The organism is Faecalimicrobium dakarense (genome assembly GCF_000499525.1).
GTDB classification, from domain to species: Bacteria; Bacillota; Clostridia; order Peptostreptococcales; family Peptostreptococcaceae; genus Faecalimicrobium; species Faecalimicrobium dakarense.
In genome coordinates this window covers 1-18,569 of record NZ_HG529321.1, presented here as the reverse complement: position 1 = coordinate 18,569, position 18,569 = coordinate 1, and the positions used below count along the sequence as shown (strand labels likewise).

Here is an 18,569-nt window from a genome sequence, read left to right as displayed (position 1 = left end):
TATTATATTTTATATAATTAAGAAAAAAGAAATAGGAGATTAAGTATGAAGCATGAATGGAGAAAAAAAGAAAAGAATTACTATATTCCAAAGACTAAGCCTGAAGTAGTAAACATGGAAAGTTTTAAATTTATTATGATAAAAGGAAGTGGAAATCCAAATAGCGAGGAATTCTCTAAAGCAGTAGGAACACTATATTCATTATCCTACGCAATAAAGATGATGCCTAAAAAGGGAATTAATCCAAGTGGATATTTTGACTACGTTGTATATCCTTTAGAGGGTATTTGGGATTTAGATGAAGAAGGAAGGAAAAAAGAACACTTCGATAAAAATAACTTAGTGTATACTATAATGATTAGACAGCCAGATTTTGTTACAGATGAATTGTTCCAATTGGCATTAGACATGACAAAAAAGAAAAATCCAAACAATCTATTAGATGAAGTTAAATTTGGAGTAATAGATGAAGGTATGTGCGTTCAAATGATGCATATAGGACCATTTGATGATGAATACAAGACTTTTGAAATTATGAAGCAGTTTTGTGAAGATAATAATTTATATATAAAAAATAAAGCACATAGAGAAATTTATATATCTGACTTTAGAAAAACATCTCAAGATAAATTAAAAACGGTACTTAGATATATGGTTGAAACTAAACAAGGAGAAGATTCTTGTGAAGATAATAGATATTAATATTGAGAATATAGATAGAGAACATATATGTTGTGCACTTTCTGATAAAAAGGGAGAATTTCAAGTATCATCAAAAAAAGCATGGTTAAAAGATAGGTTTGATGACAACATAGTGTTTAAAAAAGGTGATGTAAGAGGGAAAGTTTTTATTGAATACATACCTGCTGAAAATGCTTGGTGCCCTATTAATGCAGATGGATATATGTTTATTAACTGTTTTTGGGTTTCTGGTAAATATAAGGGTCAGGGTATAGGTAGTAAATTATTAAATGAATGTATAAAGGATAGTAAAGAAAAAGGCAAGAAGGGATTAGTTGTATTAACATCATATAAAAAGAGACCTTATTTATCAGATGGCAAGTTTTTAAAGAGTAAAGGTTTTTTACTAGCTGATACTACAAAACCATACTTTGAATTATTATACTTACCATTTGAAGAAAATAATAGTGTCCCAAAGTTTAAAGATACAGTAAAGAAAGAAAATATTAAGGAGAGCGGATTTACATTGTACTATTCAAATCAATGTCCATTCACCTCTAAGTATGTGCCTATAATAAGTGATTATGCAAAAGAAAAAGGAATTGATTTTCGTGTAATCAAATACGAAAGTAAAGAGGAATCACAAAACTCAATTACACCATTTACTACATATAGTCTGTATTACAATGGTGAATTTGTAACACATGAGATATTAAATGATAAAAACTTTGAAAAGATACTTTTAAGCAAAATTTAATAAAACATATTTACCAGAATATCTTCGTAATATCACCATATTTATACAAGAATCGTTTATAATTATTGTATAGAGTCTAACGGACAATTATAGGAGGGAGTTTATGGATAAAAAGACTATAGGAATAATAGTAAAAAATGATTATGATGACATACTTTATTATGAAGATAATTTTTTTATAAAGATAGATATTTCTAAAAATGATAATTTAGAAACTATAATAGAGAATAAGCTTGATGAAATACTAAATAAAAAAGCATTTAGAATAGAGAAAATTTCTAAAAAAATACCTAAGCTCAATGTATCAAATAATGATAATAATACAGAAGATATTGTTATGTACTTAGTTGAAGTTTATATGTATAAAGACAATTCTGATTTTATGCCCAAAGAAAATATTCTAGACAGTATATCTATATCTTTATACAGAGACTATTTTGTAAAGTATATTATAAGATATGATAAGTATCGTAAACTAGTAGATTCATATATTTATTTGCCTATTTATATTTTTTATATGATGGGTATAGTTGATTTACCATTTGGGATTAGATTACCTAATAATCTATTTGATAACTTTTGGGCTATTATGTTTATATACATAGTGCTACCAATTTTTATTATAGAGAAATTTATTGCACCTAGTATTGTAGATTATTTAATTAATTACAATATAAGTGAAAAGACATTTAAGATAAGTAGATGGCTGTATAGGATAATATTATTTGTAGTGTTCTTTGCTTGTTTGGTAATTATATATTTAAAGCAATAAAAAGTAAGAGTATATCAGAAGGAGTATAATTATTCTGATATACTTTTTTATTTTTAGTTGACTTTAACCTTAGGGTAAAGGTTAAAATTAAATTATCAAATCAAATGCGCAGGTGATAAGATGTTTCCAATAGGAATATTTTCAAAAATTAACAAGGTAACAACAAAAACATTAAGATACTACGAAGATATAGGTTTATTAAAACCAGAATATGTAGATGAGTCTACAAAATATAGATACTATACAACAGAGCAATTGCCAAAATTACATAAAATAATAACATTAAAACAAATGGGATTATCCCTAAATGAAATAAAGGAAGCAATAGATAATCCTGAAAAAGTTGAAGAAATAATAAAATCTAAAGAAATAGAAGTATTAAATGCAATAAAAAAAGAAGAATATAAACTTTTAAAACTTCGTAGTTATCTTTCAAATTTAAAAGGAGAAGATAATATGAAAAATATAATTATTAAGTCACTACCAGAGGTTAAAGTTGCATCAATGAGAAAAGTAATAAAAAGCCACGATGAACTTTTTCATCTATGCCCAAATATAATGGCTAAAGAAATGGAAAGACTAGGATGTGTATGTGCATCTCCAAGCTATTGTTTTAATATTTACCACGATGGAGAATATAAAGAAACTAATATAGATGTAGAGATATGTGAATCAATAGTAAGCTTAAAAGAAGATAGTGAAATTTTAGCGTTTAAAATTATAAATGAAGTAGAAAAAGCAGTTTGTATATTACATAAAGGTCCATATTCAAGTTTAGGAGAAAGTTATTCATATGCATTTAAGTGGATAAAAGAAAATAAATATAAATTAATAGGAAATCCAAGAGAATCATATATAGATGGTATTTGGAATAAAGAAGATGAGAAAGATTGGTTAACTGAAATACAAATACCTGTTGAAGCTAATTTATAATTAAATAGGATAATCTATTTAAAAGTAAAACCGTAGAATAGATACAATCTTTCTGCTTAAGAAAGAGTAGATGTAATTTATTAAATTTGATTCAAACTAGTGGATCATTATTTATATGGGGAACGTGCTTAGTAGGAGAATTAAAGTATAGCTATAATCAAGTTGCAAGAATAGTTGAGATAATAGGATTTGGATTAATATTAGCAGTATTTATTCAAATAGTATTAAATATGGTAAAAGTAAAAAGTAAGGAATGTGAATATTAAAAAACTAACTAAATTTATTTATTGAAAGGGTATTTAAAAACTAATAGAGAAATAAATAAAGTATGACTATAATTAGATTAATTTAGTCATACTTTATTCTTTTTATAGAAATTTCGCTAAAAAGGAAAACGATTTCAAAAAATGTAAAAAAGGGGGCTTACAATGTACAAAGTAGATTTAAACAGTGATTTAGGAGAAAGCTTTGGAAATTACAAACTAGGTATGGATGAAGAAGTTTTAAAACATATAACTTCAGCAAACATAGCTTGTGGATGGCACGCAGGAGATCCATTACAAATGGAGGAAACTGTGAAAAATGCAGTGAAAAATAATGTATCAATAGGTGCTCACCCTGGATTTATGGACCTTATGGGATTTGGAAGAAGAGAAATGAAAGTAACACCTAAGGAAGCTAAGGCTTATGTGAAATATCAATTAGGTTCACTAATGGCTTTTGCAAAGTCAAATAATACAAAAGTAAAACATTTAAAAGCGCATGGAGCACTTTATAATATGGCAGCAAAAGATGAAGAGCTAGCAATAGCAATAGCTGAGGCTATATATGAGGTAGATAAAGAGATTATATTATTAGGCCTTGCAGGTAGCAAGATGATAGAATGTGGAGAAAAAGTAGGACTAAAAGTTGCTAGTGAAGTTTTTGCAGATAGGGCATATAACAGTGATGGCACTTTGGTTTCAAGAAAGATAGAAGGTTCTGTTATACATGACTCGGACCTAGCAATAAGTAGAGTAATAAGAATGGTAAAAGAAGGTAAAGTTCAAAGTATTAATGGAGGGGATATAAATATAAAGGCAGATTCTATTTGTGTTCATGGAGATAATCCAAAAGCTATTGAATTTGTAAAAAGTATAAGAGAAGCTTTAGAAAAAGAAGGAATTGAAATAGCTACTATAAGTGAAGTTATAAATGGAGGATTAATTTATGGGTAAAACTACTGCAAAATCCGAGTCTAGTAAAAAAAATATTACAGCTCTTATGGGAGCAGCTTTCATAATGGCGACCTCAGCAATAGGTCCAGGATTTTTAACTCAAACTGCAACTTTTACAAATCAATATGGAGCTAATTTTGGATTTGTTGTTTTAATGACTACTATATTTTTTATAGGAGCACAGTTAAATGTATGGAGCGTTATTGGAGTTTCAGGCCTTAGAGGTCAGGATATTGCAAATAAAGTTTTACCAGGATTAGGTTATTTTATAGCAATTTTAGTTGGGATTGGTGGTCTTGCATTTAATATAGGTAACGTAGGTGGAGCAGCCCTTGGAGTTAACGTTATGTTTAACGCTGATGTAACAATGTCTACTATTGCATGTGGATTAATATCAATAGCTATATTTTTAATAAAAGAGTCAGGACCGGTTATAGATAAATTAACAAGACTTTTAGCTATTGTAGTTATTATAGTAGTAGGCTATGTTGCAGTAATAAATAAGCCAGACCTTGTAGCAGTTGCAAAGGGAACTTTTATACCAGAAAATCCATCTACTTTAATATTTCCTATAATAACTCTTTTAGGAGGAAGTGTTGGAGGATATATTACTTTTGCAGGTGGACATAGATTAATTGATGCAGGAATAACTGGAGAAGAAAATTTAAAAGATATAACTAAATCATCAATTTTAGGAATAAGTGTAGCTACTATAGTCAGAATATTTTTATTTTTGGCTGTATTTGCAGTTGTTTCAAAAGGACTTACCCTAGACCCAGAAAATCCAGCAGCATCAGCATTTAAGTATGGTGCAGGGAATATAGGATATAAATTCTTTGGATTAGTATTATGGTGTGCAAGTATTACTTCTGTAATAGGAGCAGCTTACACTTCAGTTTCATTTATAAAAACTCTACATCCATTTATAGATAAACATGAAAATAAATTTATAATCCTTTTTATATTTGCATCTACTTTAATAATGGCATTAGTAGGTAAACCTGCTAGTCTATTAATTTTAGCGGGGTCTTTAAATGGATTAATACTACCAATAACTTTAGGAGTTATATTAATAGCTTCTAAAAAAGAGTCAATAGTTGGAGATTATAAACATCCTAAGTGGTTACTTATTTTAGGAATAGTAGTAGTTATAGTAACTGCTGTTGGTGGAATAATTTCTTTAAAAGATATTACTACGTTATTTGTTTAGGGGGATAATCATGGAAAGTAAGTATTTACTAGCAGGAGATAAGTCTATAGTAGTTGAGTTTGGAGATGTTATAGATGAATCTATAAATAAAAAGGTTATTCAGTTAATGAAAACTATTGAAAATTCGCCTTTGATGGATGTAATTTATGAGATGGTACCAACTTATAGGTCTCTTATGATAAATTACAACCCATTAAAAGTTGACTTTGATGAGTTTATAAATTCTATTAAATCTTTGGAAAAGAATTTAGAATCAGTAGATAAAATTGAGAAAAATGTTGTAAAAATACCTGTCTTTTATGGAGGGGAATACGGAGAAGACATAGAAACAGTAGCAAATCATAATAACATATCAATAGAAGAAGTCATAAAAATTCACAGTGAAAGAGAATATTTAGTATATATGCTAGGATTTACTCCAGGATTTACATATTTAGGAGGAATGGATGAAAGAATAGAAACTCCAAGACTTGAAAATCCGAGAGTAAAAATTTCAGCAGGTTCTGTTGGAATTGCAGGTAAGCAAACAGGAGTTTATCCAATAGATAGCCCTGGTGGATGGCAGTTAATTGGAAGAACGCCAATAAAATTATACGATCCTACAAATGAAAGTCCTATACTTTTAAGTGCAGGAGATTATGTAAAATTTGAACCTATAACTAAGGCAGAGTTTAATAGTATAGCTTCTAAAGTTGGAGGTGAAATTTAATGGGATTTACTGTTAGAAACAAAGGACTTTTAAGCCTTATCCAAGGGGGAGCAAGAATTGGATATCAACAATATGGAGTATCAGCATCAGGTAGTATGGATGAGTTTTCTTTGAGAGTTGCTAATATTTTAGTTGGAAATAAAGAAGATGAAGCCTGTATAGAAACTCTTGTTATGGGACCTACTATAACATTTGATGAAAAAACTGTTATTGCTATAACTGGCGGAAATTTAGGTCCAATGCTAAATGGTGTTAAAATAGATATGTGGAGAAGTTATGTTATTAATAAAGGAGAAACATTATCTTTTAGTGGAGCAATTGAAGGTTGTAGAGCTTATATAGCTTTTGAAGGTGGAATTGATGTTCCTTTAGTAATGGAAAGCAAGTCTACTTATACAAAGGCTAAGATAGGTGGCTTTGAAGGTAGAGCTTTAAAAGAAGACGATTATATTAAGCTAGGAAAAAGTGAAGGAAAGTATATATCTACTCTTAAAAAAGATTATATAAAAAGCTATGAAAATAACGTAGAGCTTAGAGTTATAAGAGGACCTCAAGATAATATGTTTGATGAGGAAGAAATTTTAAAGCTTTTCTCAAATGAATATACTCTTAGCAATGAATGCGATAGAATGGGGTATAGGCTAGAAGGTGAAGCTATAAAACATCTAAATGGTGCAGATATAGTTTCTGATGGTATAGCCTTTGGTGCAATACAAGTTCCTGGTCATGGTAAACCTATAATAATGATGGCAGATAGACAAACTGTTGGGGGATATACTAAAGCTGGAAATGTTATAAGTGTTGATTTATGTAAGTTGTCGCAGCTAAAGCCAGGAGATAAGATACGTTTTAAAGAAGTTGATATTTATGAATCTCATAGATTATTAAAAGAGTTTGAAGATAATATTAAAGAGATAAAAAATAACTTAAAAAAGTTTGAAGTTATAGAAAAGAAAAGATATGTTATTTGTTTAAATGGAACTGACTATGATGTTATAGCAGAAGAAGTTAAATAATGTGATTTTTACATTAGAAATAGCAACTTTAGTTAAATATAGTATTTAACTAAAGTTGCTATTTTTTACTTCACAACATATTTAAGATTATGTATTTATTTAATACTTTCTATAAAAGTATCCTTAAAACAGATATCTCTAAATGAAGTAAACAGTCCAAAAGTAAGTCCCTGCATTAAACTATTCATCTTACCTGTAATTAGAAGTATTATAATTACCATTACATAAGAAATTACCCTTAAGGTATGGCACCAATAGACTTTGAAGATGATTTTAAAGAAAATGGGATTAGAGAACTTGTGATAAATAATAAAAAAATCGGTTATAATGTGAATAAGAACAGGGTAATTTTATTATTTAAGCAAAAATGACAAAATGGGGTGTAAATCAAAATGGGTAATAAAGTGAATATTAAAAAGATATGTATTATTATAGTATCTATAATTTTAATGGTAATTGTAATGGGTGTAAGATTTAAGATAGCACAACCTTCTACACCTATACTTAGATATAATGATTCTATTTTTAGTGTTTCAAATGATGTTTATGAAGTTTCTTCTGAAAAAGATATACAAAGAGTTATTTGTCTTCATAATACTATAGATAAAAATTCTTTGAAATATTTTTATAAATTCAATCCTAAAAGAGAACTAGAATCATATATGGTTGCAAATTATAGTGAAATCTATTTGCTTAACGAAAAACCATTGACAGGGAAATTATCTGATGTTGTGCTTATTAAGTATGCTTATGATGTAACTTATAAAGGCAAAGTTTACGAAGAGGGTAAATATTATATTGCTAATAGAATTGATAAATAATGATAGATCTAAAAAATAGTCCCAATACATATTGGGACTATTCTTATTTGTAGAGTAGATTAGCTATAATTAATGCAAATAGAGTTGTAAACTAATCAACTTTACAGCTTGACAACTATAGTTGTCATGAGTTACAGTTAATTATGACAATAATAATTGTCAAAACGCCAATGAAAATAGTCAGGAGGAATTACATGCCATTAAATAATCGCTTGAAAGAATATCGAGCTAGAATTAATGTAAATCAGACAGAAATGGGAATATTAGTCGGAGTATCTAGACAAACGATAAGTCAAATTGAACGTGGTGACTATTCTCCTTCTGTTACTTTAGCATTAAAAATAGCAAAGATTTTCAATGTAAGTGTAGAGGATATTTTTAGTTATGAGGAGGATGAGGTTAATGAATAATAAGAGTAAGAATGAAATTGAGAAAGAAGATAAAAAAGCTTTCAAAAGTATTGTAATTTCAATATTGCTCTATGCAATTGGTGGATTCTTTTTAGGTATTATGGCCGTTAAATTAATAAAAATTTTTGGTGGAGACTTTTTAGGTACTATAGCTGGTAATTTAAAACAAATTTTGGGGGAGAATGTATCGAGTTTATTAATAGATATACTTGATACAATTACACCATTTGCAAGTCTTATTCTTTCGATCTTAGTGATAATAGTAAGTAAAGTAATATACACTAATTCACGAAAAGGATATGATTTATGGAAACAAGCAAATGAAGATGACAATAGTATAGATAAAATTGAAGAAAATTTATCTTATTTAATTCTACTTATTTCTGTAAATATGATCCTTGGTCTTTTCTTTTTTGGAATAGGTATTATGTTACAACCTTTCTATAATATAAATGGTGAGCTTAGTAATATACAATTTAATTGTTTTATTATAGGGTTTATACTATGTTTTATATCATCTATATTAATTCAAATTAAAATAACTAATTTAACAGAAGAAATTAATCCATTATTAAAAGGTAGTGTATACGATAGAGATTCTGCTAAAAAATGGGTAGATAGATATGATGAATCTATAAAGTTAAACATATTTAAAAGTGCTTACAAAGCATATAGGTATGTATCTAGAACATGTCTTATACTTTGGATATTTTGTTTTTTAGGTTATTATTTGTGGGATTTTGGTATAATGCCTATGATAATAGTAATTATTATATGGCTAGTTCAAATAATTTCTTATTGTATGGAATCAATTAAATATTCAAAGGTAAAGTAGAGTTAAATATATATAATAAGAGTTCTATAAATTCTAATTTGTAGGGGCATTAACGTTTAATGCTCCTTTTTATTGTTCAAAAAAACATCGATTTTAATGAACACTTTTTATGATATAATAAAATTGAAAATTTAAGGGGTTAATTAGTTAGAGGGAGGATACTATGGAAGATAAAAAGCAACGCAATTTAACTATGATTTTATTTACAGTATATTTTTTCATATTAATATGGATTCTTTTATTTAAAATGAGTTTTTTATTTGGTTTTTCACTTGATTCAATTCATGGTAATAGGAGCATTAATTTAATTCCTTTTTCTGGGTCTGTTATTGCTAATGGAAAAATATATATTAATGAAATTATCAACAATATACTTGTGTTCGTACCTGTTGGTATATATACATGTATGCTAAATCCAAAATGGTCTTTTATTAAAAAAATTTCGCTATCTTTTTTTGTTAGTTTATCAATTGAAGTTTTACAGTTTATTTTTGCTATAGGTGCGACAGATATAACAGACCTTATAGGTAATACATTAGGTGGAATAGTGGGAATTGGAGTATTTTATATATTCGCTAAAGTATTTAAAAATAAAACTATTAAAGTATTTAATATACTTGCCTCGATTGCTACAGTTGGATTAGTAGGTCTTTTATCAATACTAATATTAGCGAATTAAAATTATATAAATTTCAATTTGTAGGGGAAATTAACTTTAGACGGATGATTTTAATATACTAAAGACTAAGGGCATTAACGTTTAATGCTCTTTTTTAGTGTTCAAAAAATATTTGTTTTAGTGGACATTTTAAAATAGAGAGTTCTGCTATAATTAAATTAGCAATTGTTATATATTATGAATCTGATTATAGTGGAGGAAAATGGGGAATGGTAATAATTCTTTTGGGGATAATTATGTATTTTGTGGGTGCAATTTGTAAGTATTTACATGATGACTATAAACAATATCCTAATATACATGCAGGTTATAAAATTGGTTCTGCGATGAAAGATAAAGAAACTTGGGAAGAAGCAAATACCTATATTTATAAGACTTGTACAATATCTCTCATATTTTCTATTAGTTTTATTGGATTAACTAATTTAATGAATTTAAAACTTCCAAGTACAGCTTATTACATAGCAGAAATATTAATTTTATTTGGACCGATAGTTTTAACTGAAATTCATCTACATAAGTTTAATAAATATAGAGGTGTAAACAATTAGTCTAAACAAGTTATAGCAAATAAAATAGCCTTGGCAAGTGATAATACTTACTAAGACTATTTTTATTTATATTAGAAAGTACTTTTTATAAAAGAGTTCTTTATAATAGTTCCTTCTTTCATTATAACATCCATATTTTCAACAGCTATTGCACGAATATTTTTTAGCGGATTTCCATTTATAACTAAAATATCAGCAAATTTCCCTTTTTCTAAAGTACCTGTAATATCTCCTACTTTAAGCATTTCAGCCCCTACTTTAGTAGCAGCCATTATTGTATCCATAGGTGAAATATTTGCTTTTTCAACAAATGAATACATTTCTCCAATAGTAGTTATACCATATGGTGTTAAGCTTGAACAGAATGAGTCAGAGCCAATAGTTAATCCTATTCCTTTTTCCTTAGCTTTTCTAAGGTTAGCATAAACACGATTCAATTCCTTTTCAGCAACAGTATCACCTGGGTATTGATCGTGTACTTCTGGAATATACGGTGGAGCATATGTTTTAAACCATTCATTAAGAAATTGAATCGTAGGGCAGAAGTAAATATTTTTTTTTGCCATTATATTTAAGCATTCATCATTAAGTGTTTGACCATGAATAATTAGATGAACACCAGCTTTAGCTGAATCAAGTGCTCCTCCATATCCTTCAGCATGTGACCATACAGGGATATGTACCATATTACATTCATCAACAACAGCTTGAATCTCTTCAAGTGTATAGTGTTGGTCAAGTTTTTTATCCCCACTCCAAATACCACCACCTGTTGACCAAATTTTTATAGCATCAGGACCTTCTCTTAATCTTGTTCTAACAGCTTTGCGAAGTTCCCAAGGTCCATCAACACGTTCAGCCCATGGATGTGATTGTTCATTGTACCATAAAGGAAGTTTGCGAGAATCACCATGACCACAAGTACGTGAAAATCCTAAACCAGTACCTACTATACGAGGACCTTGCATAATACCCGCTTCAATCATATTACGAATATGTAAACCTGAACGTGAAATCTCACCAACAGTAGTTAGACCATGTTCAAGACATTCATGAGCTTGTTGGACTGCAACAACTGTTTTTTGAATAGGATCGTCTAAAACCCAGTCACTATCATCGTCTGAGAGATTGCCAGAGAAGTGTAGATGACTATCTATAAGACCAGGCATAATTGTTTTTCCTGATATATCAACCTTTATGTAATCTCTTTCAAAATCCTTTTTAGGACCAGTGTATTCAATTTTTTTATCGATTACTAATACCAAAGAGTCTTTGATAGGATTTTTCCCAGTACCATCAATGAGTAAACCACCTATAAAAGCAATTTTATTCATTATAGATTCCCCCCTTAATATAATACATAAATACCTTAATTTATATATTAAAAGTATATTGCTTATTAGTGTAAATTACAACAAGTTAATCATAATATAGATGATAGAAAATTAATGCTTGAAAATTGACTCTATAATAGTACAACGGTATAAGTTTTCACGAAAATATCTGTTTTAGTGGACATTTAAGAAATTATAAATTATTTGATAATTTAATAAAAAATTACATACTTATTTTTAGGGGGGATTTTATGGATTTTATAGATTTTGTAGTATATCCATTAGTTTATATTGTTTTTACACCTATATTAACTATACTTCACGAATTAGGTCATGCACTTCCAGCATTGATATTTACAAAGGATAAAGTAACTGTTAATATAGGAAATTCCAATCTGAATAAGCAAATAAGACTAAATAGATTGGTAATTAATCTAAATGGATATAAGTCTTTAGTAGATGTGGCATATGGTTATGTCAATTGGACACCAGTAGATAATAGAGCTAAGGTAGTTTTTATGATTTTAGGAGGTCCACTAGCATCGCTAATAGTTTCTGTTTTATTATATATCTATCTAATAAATGTAAGTTTACCATACGTTTTAATGGTATCATTTAATGCGTTGTTTATATTTAGTGTATTTCAATTTTTATTAACTATTTTGCCGATAAAGTATTTCTATAAGCCTTACATTGGGTACACAAGTGATGGTTATAGAATATTGCAACATTTGCAAAAGGGCAATTGAAGTAATTAAAATATTTAACTAAGTAAAGAGATATATAAAAGCAAATAAAATACCATTAAAACTGTACATGAAATCAAAAACACCTTTTTATTAAACTATTATAAATGGATAATAGATATATTAGTAATATGAGATGAATTAAAAGAAAAGTCCAAAGAAGGTAGACCTGTTATGTTGCGCTTATTTCAATAGACTTTAAAGATGATTTTAAATAAAATGAGATTAGAGAACTCGTGATAAATAATAAAAAAATAGGTTATAATGTGAATAAGAGCATGATTATTTTATTATTTAAGCAAATATGACAAAATGGGGTGTAAAATTTAAGATAGCACAACCTTCTACACCTCTATTTGGATACAATGATTCTATTTTTAGTGTTTCCAATGATGTTTATGAAGTTTCTTCTGAAAAAGATATACAAGGATCTGTTGAGATAGGTAAGAGTATAGATAAAAGTTCTTTGAAATATTTATATAAATTTAAACCTAAAAGAGATTTAGAATCATATATGGTAGCAAGTTTTAGTGAAATCTATTTGATTAATGGCAAACCATTGAGAGGTAAATTCTCTGATGTTGTACTTGTTAAGTATGCTTATGATGTAACTTATAAAGGCAAAGTTTACGAAAAGGGTAAATATTATATTGCTAATAGAACTGCTAAGCATAGCGATTATACTATTTCAGAATAATAAATATAAATAAAGATAGTCCCAAGATGTATTGGGAGTATTTTTATTTATATTTAGCTACATGTTCTATTATTTTACTGCTTTGCTATAATTAAATTGATAATTGATTATAATTTGTATGTTTTAATTAACTAAAGGGGGAATATAGTATGATAAAAGCTATATTAGATAATAAGTATTTAATTAAGCCTATAACGTCTTTTAATCATAGTGAAATTAAACATCTATATGATTTATGTTCGGACTATCATATAATGTGTAGTGGCAGAAGTGCAACTGATGAGGATATAGACAATATTTTCAAATATAGTGATAAAAAAACATTGGAGGATTCATTAACACTTGGAGTATACAATAAGTGTGAGTTAGTAATTGGTATGGTAGATATATTTAAAAACTATCCTAACAATGGAACTTGAATGATAGGTTTACTTTTACTTTCACCAAATGAAAGAAATAAAAAATTAGGTAGAATAATCCACGAAGAAATCAAAAAGTATGCTTTAAGCCAAGGAGCTGATACATTCCAAATAGGATTAGTAGAAGAAAATATTAAAGGAAGAAAATTTTGGGACTCATTAGGATATCAACAGGTAAAATCAACAACTATAAATATGGGAAATAAAGAGAATAATTTAGATATATTGAGATTAATCCTTAAATAATTTCAAGTGTCAAAAAACATCTGTTTTAGTGGAGACTCTAAAACTATTACATCTTATTGTGTAGACTATTAAGTTATTCTATAATAATACTTAAGAACTAATTAGGGGGTAAGTATGCAGTATATTAACTTCGATACTTGGAAGAGAAAAAATCATTACAATTTTTTTGAGAAAGTAGATAATCCACAATTTAATATATGTTCAAATATTGATGTGACTAATTTTTTGAAATTTGTAAAAAAAAATAAACTTTCATTTTATTATAGTATGATTTATGCATCTACATATGTAATGAATGAAATAGAAGATTTTCGTTATAAGATTAGAGATGGAAAAATTATTCTTCATGATAAGTTACAACCATCTTTTACAGATATGAGTCCTGATGAAGATTTGTTTAAAATTGTAACTTTAGACTTAGGGGATAGTATTATTAATTTTTCAAATAATGCAAAAGAAATGTCAATTAACCAAATAGAGTATTTTCCTGAAACTGATTTTGAGCAAGATGAATTAATATATTTTTCTTGTATTCCTTGGATATCTTTCACTAGTATATCAAATGAGATTGTAATGGATAAGGACGATTCTATTCCAAGGATATCTTTTGGAAAATACTTTAGTCAGGATGATAATATCTTATTACCATATTCTATACAAGTTAACCATATGCTTTTAGACGGTATTCATATTGGAAAGTATATGGAAAGATTACAACAATTTCTTAATGAATTGTAAATAGAAAAGAATGATTAAGCATGTTTAATAAAACATAACTTTTTATATACATTATACTATTTCAGAATAATATTTAAAAAAGTCCTAATATTTATTGGGATTTTTTTATTAATATTTTCATCTAAATCAATGTGAATATGTTGCAAAAATCATTTTGTACTTTAAGTCCCGAAAAATAAATTATCGTATACCAAAGAGTAACTTAATGCTACTATAAATACAATATATTCCAACCATAGCTTATATAATATGTATTTTCGTGTATCATCATTTTCAATTTTAGTACTTAGATAGTCCAATTTATATTTACTACGAATTGCTTCAATTATAACTGATATTATCAACAATAAAACTAAAGCTCCATGAAAATTTGGAATAATAAACACTATAAATAAAGCGATTGAATTAATCTGATTTAATATCTTAAATCTGTCCGTGCCTTCTAATTCTTTTATTTCACTTAGATATGCTTCATTTGGATTAAGTTTTCTTTTTAATAAATATTCTCCTAAATATGCCACACCTGCCAATATTAATATCAATATCAATATTGGGACAAATAATTCTACTAGTAATGATAACATAAAATTCACTGACCCCCTTACCAATATACTTCAATACCCCTATATATCAACTATTAATTTAATTATATCATAACAAGTATTCGCTAAAATAGAGGCTCTATTTTGACGTGTTCACGAAAACATAACTTTTTTAGTTCTAGAATATACTTTAATGTAATATATTTATCACAAAAGGATACAAATAGATCATGTTAAAGGGGAGATTAATATGTATGAGTATAAATTTATAGAAGTTCCATTAAAGAAAGGGTTTAAAGTTAAATCTGGTGATACTTTTGAAGAATGTAAAAATATAATTCATGAAGAATCTAAAAATGGATGGAGATTAAAGCAGGTTATTGTTCCAGCAAATGAAAACACAGGTTTTTCAGCTTCGGGTGTATATGCTGCATATTGTTATCAAATTGTGTTTGAGAAAAAAATAAATTAGCCCTTAAATAACTTCAAGTGTTCAAAAAACATAACTTTCATATATATTTAATTAAGTAAAGAGATACATAAAAGCACCTTTTGTGCACAGTTTTTGAAGTGACCTATTTTATAGGTCATTTTTTAATTACAAGGAAATTATAACCATTTAAAAACTGTGTAAAACTTGTGTATAATAGTAATATGAATAGATGTAGAAAATATAATCTCTTCGAAGGATTTAGAAATTTGAAGTGGTATAGAGTTAGAAAAGAAATTTTAAATAAGTTCTATAAATGTGTTAATATTACATAATATGGTTAGAAATAACATTAGAAAGAGATATATGGGGGAAAGATGAAAAAAATAATAATGATAGGGGCTTTAACATTTTTTACAATAACAGGGTGTCAAAAACAAGCTGTAAATCAAAGTGCTAGTCTAGAAGATTTTTATGTTCAATCATTAGATAAAGATGTGAAAGAAATTTCATTAGAAGACTCAAAGAAAGCACTTAAAGAGTTTGAGTATGAATATGAACTTCAAACATACTCAAAAGAAGAAAAGGAAAGTTATAAAGAGACGTTTGGAGAGGAGCCTAAAGTAAGCGATTTTTCAAGTAATACGTTTATATATGCGGATAAAAATGAAGTTGAAATATTATATAATGAAACTAATAAAGAAGTTTCAAGTATTTCATACACAGAGAACATAGAAGATACATCAAAAAAAATGGTTAAGATGGGTAACAGTTGTAATATAAGTATATCTACAGATAATGTAGAATCTCAAAGAGAGATAATGAAAAGGTTGAATTTATCACAAGGTACAAGTGATTTTGTAAATTTATACTTCGATTTGGTAAATAGTATGAAGACTAATCCTAAAATAAAAATTGATGATATAGTGAATCTGTTAAAACTAGATTATAAAAAGAGAGAAGATAATTATTTTGATGAAATATTAAGTATATATACATTTGAAAATCAAGATGATGGTGTCTATATTGATGTAGAAGTAAAAGATGATAAAATAATGAGTGCTAAGCTAAATTTAGGAATGAATGAAAAAATAAATTATACTATATATATGGTTACAACTAACAAGGATTTCAATTTGCAAATTTATATTATGGAGAATTTAAATGCAAATCCAACGGATAAGTCAAAAGAAGATAAAAAAATAATCAAGATTTATTTAACTTTGTATATAATGAAGGCGAAATAGAATATTATACTGAAAACTAGATATAGTAATAGAAATGGTCACTTTTAGATTGAATAAAGGTGACCATTTATTATTATAGTGATATCAACATAATTAATCTAGTAATGTCTTTATTTATATAAATAAAGAAGTTATACTTTAATGGTAAAATATATATTTAGGGGTTTTAAGGAGAAATTATTTATGAACATTATTACAAAAGATAATATAGTATTAAAAACATCAGACATTAGTGAATTAAATGATTTGAATAATATTTATGGTGAAGTATGTGAATATTTTAGCTTTGATAAAAATCATCAAATAACTAGTCCAAAAGATTGTATAACTAAAGGGGATTTACCTCCTAATGGAAGTAAAGATAATTTTGAAATGTTATCAATATATGATAATAATGAATTAATTGGTTTTATTACTTTATATAAGGGATTTCCATCAGATGAAATATTATACATTTGTTTTATGTACATTGCTAGTAAAAATCGTTGTAATGGAAATGGGTATAGTATAGTAAATAGTATTTCATCTTATTTTAAAGATAGAAATTTTAAAAGTATAAGAATTTCTGTATCTTTAAAAAATTGGTATGGAATTAGATTTTGGAATAAATGCGGATTTAGCTTATTAACTATGGTAGATATAGAAGGTTCATTTTCAGATGATAACTATGGATGTTTAGAACTTGAAAAAACACTTTAATATAATAATTAGGCTATTATAACAACAAAAAACAGGGGAAGAAATTCTTATGAGAAATTGTATTGAATACAACTTACTAAGGGGAATTAGATGAATTTTAATAGGAAAATTTTAAATTGGTCAATTATAATAACTTTATTAACTGCTTATATTATTCCAGGTCAGTCATCAGATGGATTTGCATTTAAATATGGGTATCCATATAGATTTTTTACTATGTATAATACCGAAATCAATGCTGGATCTACTATAATGAACTCTACGTTATTTAATATAGATAGATTTATATTAAATATATTAATAATGTATTTTACATTTCATATACTAAATAAATTTATTAATAAAAGGTCAAGAAAAGATAATATAGATTAGTTCTCAAATTTAATATAATGCGAAGTAAAAAATCCATCCAATAAATTATCTTGGATGGATTTTTTAGTATACTATAATATTTAAAGATAGGTAAATAAGATAGTATAGTTGGTATAACTTGCTTATAGTATTACAGAACGTATGCTAAACTCTATATTATGTTATTATAAAAGTAACGGATATTATGAAAAGGGAGAGTATATGATGAATGAATCAAGGGAAATAAGTATTGGCATTAAATGGATAGGGGTAGTGATATTAGCTATAATTATTGCATTTTTCTCATCTAGATTAATAGTTGAGTTTATAAATGAATTTCTAAGAAGTAATTGGCAATATAGTTTATTTGAAGATAATGAGTCAACTATAATATTTGCTAATTGTATTATGATTTCAATTTTAATAGTTGAGGTAATATTTGTATCAATCTTTTATAAAAATAGAAAGATAGATAAATAGAAACTGAATCGAAAAAAGATTATAATATTAGATTGCGAAGTAATGGGCA

Annotated in this window: 26 protein-coding genes; 24 read left to right on the top strand and 2 right to left on the bottom strand. The window is 27.1% G+C overall.

The window, feature by feature from the left end; all coding sequences use genetic code 11:
• Positions 1 to 45 precede the first annotated feature (45 nt).
• The 14 genes from BN899_RS08265 (at position 46) to BN899_RS08200 (ending at position 10,591) form a co-directional block, all read left to right on the top strand.
• On the top strand, positions 46 to 702 hold the full coding sequence (locus tag BN899_RS08265) for a GyrI-like domain-containing protein (RefSeq protein ID WP_042274548.1): 657 nt from the start codon (positions 46 to 48) through the stop codon (positions 700 to 702).
• The gene (locus tag BN899_RS08260) at positions 683 to 1,438 is read left to right on the top strand and encodes an N-acetyltransferase (protein ID WP_042274546.1); all 756 of its coding nucleotides are present in this window, start codon (positions 683 to 685) and stop codon (positions 1,436 to 1,438) included. Before BN899_RS08265 ends, BN899_RS08260 begins: the two co-directional genes overlap by 20 nt.
• A gap of 103 nt (positions 1,439 to 1,541) precedes the next feature.
• The gene (locus BN899_RS08255; protein ID WP_042274544.1) at positions 1,542 to 2,210 is read left to right on the top strand and encodes a hypothetical protein; all 669 of its coding nucleotides are present in this window, start codon (positions 1,542 to 1,544) and stop codon (positions 2,208 to 2,210) included.
• 120 nt (positions 2,211 to 2,330) lie between these two features.
• Entirely contained in the window at positions 2,331 to 3,143 is an 813-nt protein-coding gene (locus BN899_RS08250; protein WP_042274541.1) for a MerR family transcriptional regulator, read from the top strand.
• Between the two features lie 86 nt (positions 3,144 to 3,229).
• On the top strand, positions 3,230 to 3,409 hold the full coding sequence (locus BN899_RS08245; protein ID WP_042274540.1) for a hypothetical protein: 180 nt from the start codon (positions 3,230 to 3,232) through the stop codon (positions 3,407 to 3,409).
• A 162-nt stretch (positions 3,410 to 3,571) separates the two neighbouring features.
• Complete coding sequence (locus BN899_RS08240; protein ID WP_042274537.1) at positions 3,572 to 4,360, top strand: LamB/YcsF family protein; 789 nt, start codon at positions 3,572 to 3,574, stop codon at positions 4,358 to 4,360.
• Positions 4,353 to 5,570: an NRAMP family divalent metal transporter gene (locus BN899_RS08235; RefSeq protein ID WP_042274535.1), complete on the top strand. Its 1,218-nt coding sequence runs from the start codon at positions 4,353 to 4,355 to the stop codon at positions 5,568 to 5,570. The genes BN899_RS08240 and BN899_RS08235 overlap by 8 nt, the downstream gene beginning before the upstream one ends.
• 10 nt (positions 5,571 to 5,580) lie before the next feature.
• A complete protein-coding gene (pxpB, locus tag BN899_RS08230) occupies positions 5,581 to 6,279 on the top strand; it encodes a 5-oxoprolinase subunit PxpB (RefSeq protein ID WP_042274533.1) in 699 nt (232 codons plus the stop codon).
• The gene (locus BN899_RS08225; RefSeq protein ID WP_042274531.1) at positions 6,279 to 7,295 is read left to right on the top strand and encodes a 5-oxoprolinase subunit C family protein; all 1,017 of its coding nucleotides are present in this window, start codon (positions 6,279 to 6,281) and stop codon (positions 7,293 to 7,295) included. Before pxpB ends, BN899_RS08225 begins: the two co-directional genes overlap by 1 nt.
• A 392-nt stretch (positions 7,296 to 7,687) precedes the next feature.
• Positions 7,688 to 8,116: a hypothetical protein gene (locus tag BN899_RS08220; RefSeq protein ID WP_042274529.1), complete on the top strand. Its 429-nt coding sequence runs from the start codon at positions 7,688 to 7,690 to the stop codon at positions 8,114 to 8,116.
• 194 nt (positions 8,117 to 8,310) lie between these two features.
• Positions 8,311 to 8,526 (top strand): helix-turn-helix transcriptional regulator, encoded by a 216-nt coding sequence (locus BN899_RS08215; protein WP_042274527.1) that lies wholly within the window; start codon positions 8,311 to 8,313, stop codon positions 8,524 to 8,526.
• Positions 8,519 to 9,361 carry a DUF3169 family protein gene (locus BN899_RS08210; protein ID WP_042274525.1) on the top strand — a complete coding sequence of 281 codons (843 nt, stop codon included), beginning with the start codon at positions 8,519 to 8,521 and terminating at the stop codon, positions 9,359 to 9,361. The genes BN899_RS08215 and BN899_RS08210 overlap by 8 nt, the downstream gene beginning before the upstream one ends.
• Positions 9,362 to 9,524: 163 nt before the next feature.
• Positions 9,525 to 10,040, top strand: coding sequence for a VanZ family protein (locus tag BN899_RS08205; RefSeq protein ID WP_042274523.1), 516 nt, complete (start codon positions 9,525 to 9,527; stop codon positions 10,038 to 10,040).
• Between the two features lie 236 nt (positions 10,041 to 10,276).
• Positions 10,277 to 10,591 (top strand): SdpI family protein, encoded by a 315-nt coding sequence (locus tag BN899_RS08200; RefSeq protein WP_242824128.1) that lies wholly within the window; start codon positions 10,277 to 10,279, stop codon positions 10,589 to 10,591.
• A gap of 71 nt (positions 10,592 to 10,662) precedes the next feature.
• On the opposite strand, the gene BN899_RS08195 is transcribed toward BN899_RS08200, so the two are convergent.
• Positions 10,663 to 11,856, bottom strand: coding sequence for a metal-dependent hydrolase family protein (locus tag BN899_RS08195; RefSeq protein ID WP_330362498.1), 1,194 nt, complete (start codon positions 11,854 to 11,856; stop codon positions 10,663 to 10,665).
• A 320-nt stretch (positions 11,857 to 12,176) separates the two neighbouring features.
• On the opposite strand from BN899_RS08195, the gene BN899_RS08190 reads away from it, so the two are divergent.
• The 5 genes from BN899_RS08190 to BN899_RS08170 all read left to right on the top strand — a co-directional run bounded on the left by BN899_RS08190 (position 12,177) and on the right by BN899_RS08170 (position 14,771).
• Positions 12,177 to 12,674 carry a zinc metalloprotease gene (locus BN899_RS08190; RefSeq protein WP_042274517.1) on the top strand — a complete coding sequence of 166 codons (498 nt, stop codon included), beginning with the start codon at positions 12,177 to 12,179 and terminating at the stop codon, positions 12,672 to 12,674.
• Positions 12,675 to 12,975: 301 nt separating this feature from the next.
• The gene (locus BN899_RS08185) at positions 12,976 to 13,368 is read left to right on the top strand and encodes a hypothetical protein (protein ID WP_042274515.1); all 393 of its coding nucleotides are present in this window, start codon (positions 12,976 to 12,978) and stop codon (positions 13,366 to 13,368) included.
• Positions 13,369 to 13,517: 149 nt separating this feature from the next.
• On the top strand, positions 13,518 to 13,787 hold the full coding sequence (locus BN899_RS08180) for a hypothetical protein (protein WP_042274513.1): 270 nt from the start codon (positions 13,518 to 13,520) through the stop codon (positions 13,785 to 13,787).
• Entirely contained in the window at positions 13,788 to 14,033 is a 246-nt protein-coding gene (locus tag BN899_RS08175; protein ID WP_042274511.1) for an N-acetyltransferase, read from the top strand.
• A gap of 114 nt (positions 14,034 to 14,147) precedes the next feature.
• Positions 14,148 to 14,771, top strand: a complete 624-nt coding sequence (locus tag BN899_RS08170) for a chloramphenicol acetyltransferase (protein ID WP_042274509.1) — start codon at positions 14,148 to 14,150, stop codon at positions 14,769 to 14,771.
• Positions 14,772 to 14,932: 161 nt separating this feature from the next.
• Here the strand turns inward: BN899_RS08170 and BN899_RS08165 are convergent, their stop codons facing one another.
• A complete protein-coding gene (locus tag BN899_RS08165; protein ID WP_042274506.1) occupies positions 14,933 to 15,355 on the bottom strand; it encodes a hypothetical protein in 423 nt (140 codons plus the stop codon).
• Positions 15,356 to 15,563: 208 nt separating this feature from the next.
• On the opposite strand from BN899_RS08165, the gene BN899_RS08160 reads away from it, so the two are divergent.
• The 5 genes from BN899_RS08160 (at position 15,564) to BN899_RS08140 (ending at position 18,520) form a co-directional block, all read left to right on the top strand.
• Positions 15,564 to 15,785: a DUF4177 domain-containing protein gene (locus BN899_RS08160; protein ID WP_042274504.1), complete on the top strand. Its 222-nt coding sequence runs from the start codon at positions 15,564 to 15,566 to the stop codon at positions 15,783 to 15,785.
• Positions 15,786 to 16,120: 335 nt separating this feature from the next.
• Entirely contained in the window at positions 16,121 to 16,990 is an 870-nt protein-coding gene (locus BN899_RS08155) for a hypothetical protein (protein ID WP_042274501.1), read from the top strand.
• Between the two features lie 183 nt (positions 16,991 to 17,173).
• Complete coding sequence (locus BN899_RS08150; RefSeq protein ID WP_042274499.1) at positions 17,174 to 17,689, top strand: GNAT family N-acetyltransferase; 516 nt, start codon at positions 17,174 to 17,176, stop codon at positions 17,687 to 17,689.
• Between the two features lie 90 nt (positions 17,690 to 17,779).
• Positions 17,780 to 18,061, top strand: a complete 282-nt coding sequence (locus BN899_RS08145; protein ID WP_042274497.1) for a hypothetical protein — start codon at positions 17,780 to 17,782, stop codon at positions 18,059 to 18,061.
• 204 nt (positions 18,062 to 18,265) lie between these two features.
• On the top strand, positions 18,266 to 18,520 hold the full coding sequence (locus BN899_RS08140) for an Asp23/Gls24 family envelope stress response protein (RefSeq protein WP_042274495.1): 255 nt from the start codon (positions 18,266 to 18,268) through the stop codon (positions 18,518 to 18,520).
• Positions 18,521 to 18,569 lie beyond the last annotated feature (49 nt).

Bases quoted from the DNA above. Each gene is read 5' to 3' on its own strand.
- BN899_RS08160 (WP_042274504.1), top strand. From the start codon at position 15,564: ATGTATGAGTATAAATTTATAGAAGTTCCATTAAAGAAAGGGTTTAAA.
- pxpB (WP_042274533.1), top strand. From the start codon at position 5,581: ATGGAAAGTAAGTATTTACTAGCAGGAGATAAGTCTATAGTAGTTGAG.
- BN899_RS08150 (WP_042274499.1), top strand. From the start codon at position 17,174: ATGAACATTATTACAAAAGATAATATAGTATTAAAAACATCAGACATT.
- BN899_RS08155 (WP_042274501.1), top strand. From the start codon at position 16,121: ATGAAAAAAATAATAATGATAGGGGCTTTAACATTTTTTACAATAACA.
- BN899_RS08145 (WP_042274497.1), top strand. From the start codon at position 17,780: ATGAATTTTAATAGGAAAATTTTAAATTGGTCAATTATAATAACTTTA.
- BN899_RS08185 (WP_042274515.1), top strand. From the start codon at position 12,976: ATGACAAAATGGGGTGTAAAATTTAAGATAGCACAACCTTCTACACCT.
- BN899_RS08240 (WP_042274537.1), top strand. From the start codon at position 3,572: ATGTACAAAGTAGATTTAAACAGTGATTTAGGAGAAAGCTTTGGAAAT.
- BN899_RS08140 (WP_042274495.1), top strand. From the start codon at position 18,266: ATGAATGAATCAAGGGAAATAAGTATTGGCATTAAATGGATAGGGGTA.
- BN899_RS08180 (WP_042274513.1), top strand. From the start codon at position 13,518: ATGATAAAAGCTATATTAGATAATAAGTATTTAATTAAGCCTATAACG.
- BN899_RS08170 (WP_042274509.1), top strand. From the start codon at position 14,148: ATGCAGTATATTAACTTCGATACTTGGAAGAGAAAAAATCATTACAAT.
- BN899_RS08200 (WP_242824128.1), top strand. From the start codon at position 10,277: ATGTATTTTGTGGGTGCAATTTGTAAGTATTTACATGATGACTATAAA.
- BN899_RS08190 (WP_042274517.1), top strand. From the start codon at position 12,177: ATGGATTTTATAGATTTTGTAGTATATCCATTAGTTTATATTGTTTTT.
- BN899_RS08225 (WP_042274531.1), top strand. From the start codon at position 6,279: ATGGGATTTACTGTTAGAAACAAAGGACTTTTAAGCCTTATCCAAGGG.
- BN899_RS08235 (WP_042274535.1), top strand. From the start codon at position 4,353: ATGGGTAAAACTACTGCAAAATCCGAGTCTAGTAAAAAAAATATTACA.
- BN899_RS08255 (WP_042274544.1), top strand. From the start codon at position 1,542: ATGGATAAAAAGACTATAGGAATAATAGTAAAAAATGATTATGATGAC.
- BN899_RS08250 (WP_042274541.1), top strand. From the start codon at position 2,331: ATGTTTCCAATAGGAATATTTTCAAAAATTAACAAGGTAACAACAAAA.
- BN899_RS08220 (WP_042274529.1), top strand. From the start codon at position 7,688: ATGGGTAATAAAGTGAATATTAAAAAGATATGTATTATTATAGTATCT.
- BN899_RS08210 (WP_042274525.1), top strand. From the start codon at position 8,519: ATGAATAATAAGAGTAAGAATGAAATTGAGAAAGAAGATAAAAAAGCT.
- BN899_RS08205 (WP_042274523.1), top strand. From the start codon at position 9,525: ATGGAAGATAAAAAGCAACGCAATTTAACTATGATTTTATTTACAGTA.
- BN899_RS08165 (WP_042274506.1), bottom strand. From the start codon at position 15,355: ATGTTATCATTACTAGTAGAATTATTTGTCCCAATATTGATATTGATA.
- BN899_RS08175 (WP_042274511.1), top strand. From the start codon at position 13,788: ATGATAGGTTTACTTTTACTTTCACCAAATGAAAGAAATAAAAAATTA.
- BN899_RS08215 (WP_042274527.1), top strand. From the start codon at position 8,311: ATGCCATTAAATAATCGCTTGAAAGAATATCGAGCTAGAATTAATGTA.
- BN899_RS08265 (WP_042274548.1), top strand. From the start codon at position 46: ATGAAGCATGAATGGAGAAAAAAAGAAAAGAATTACTATATTCCAAAG.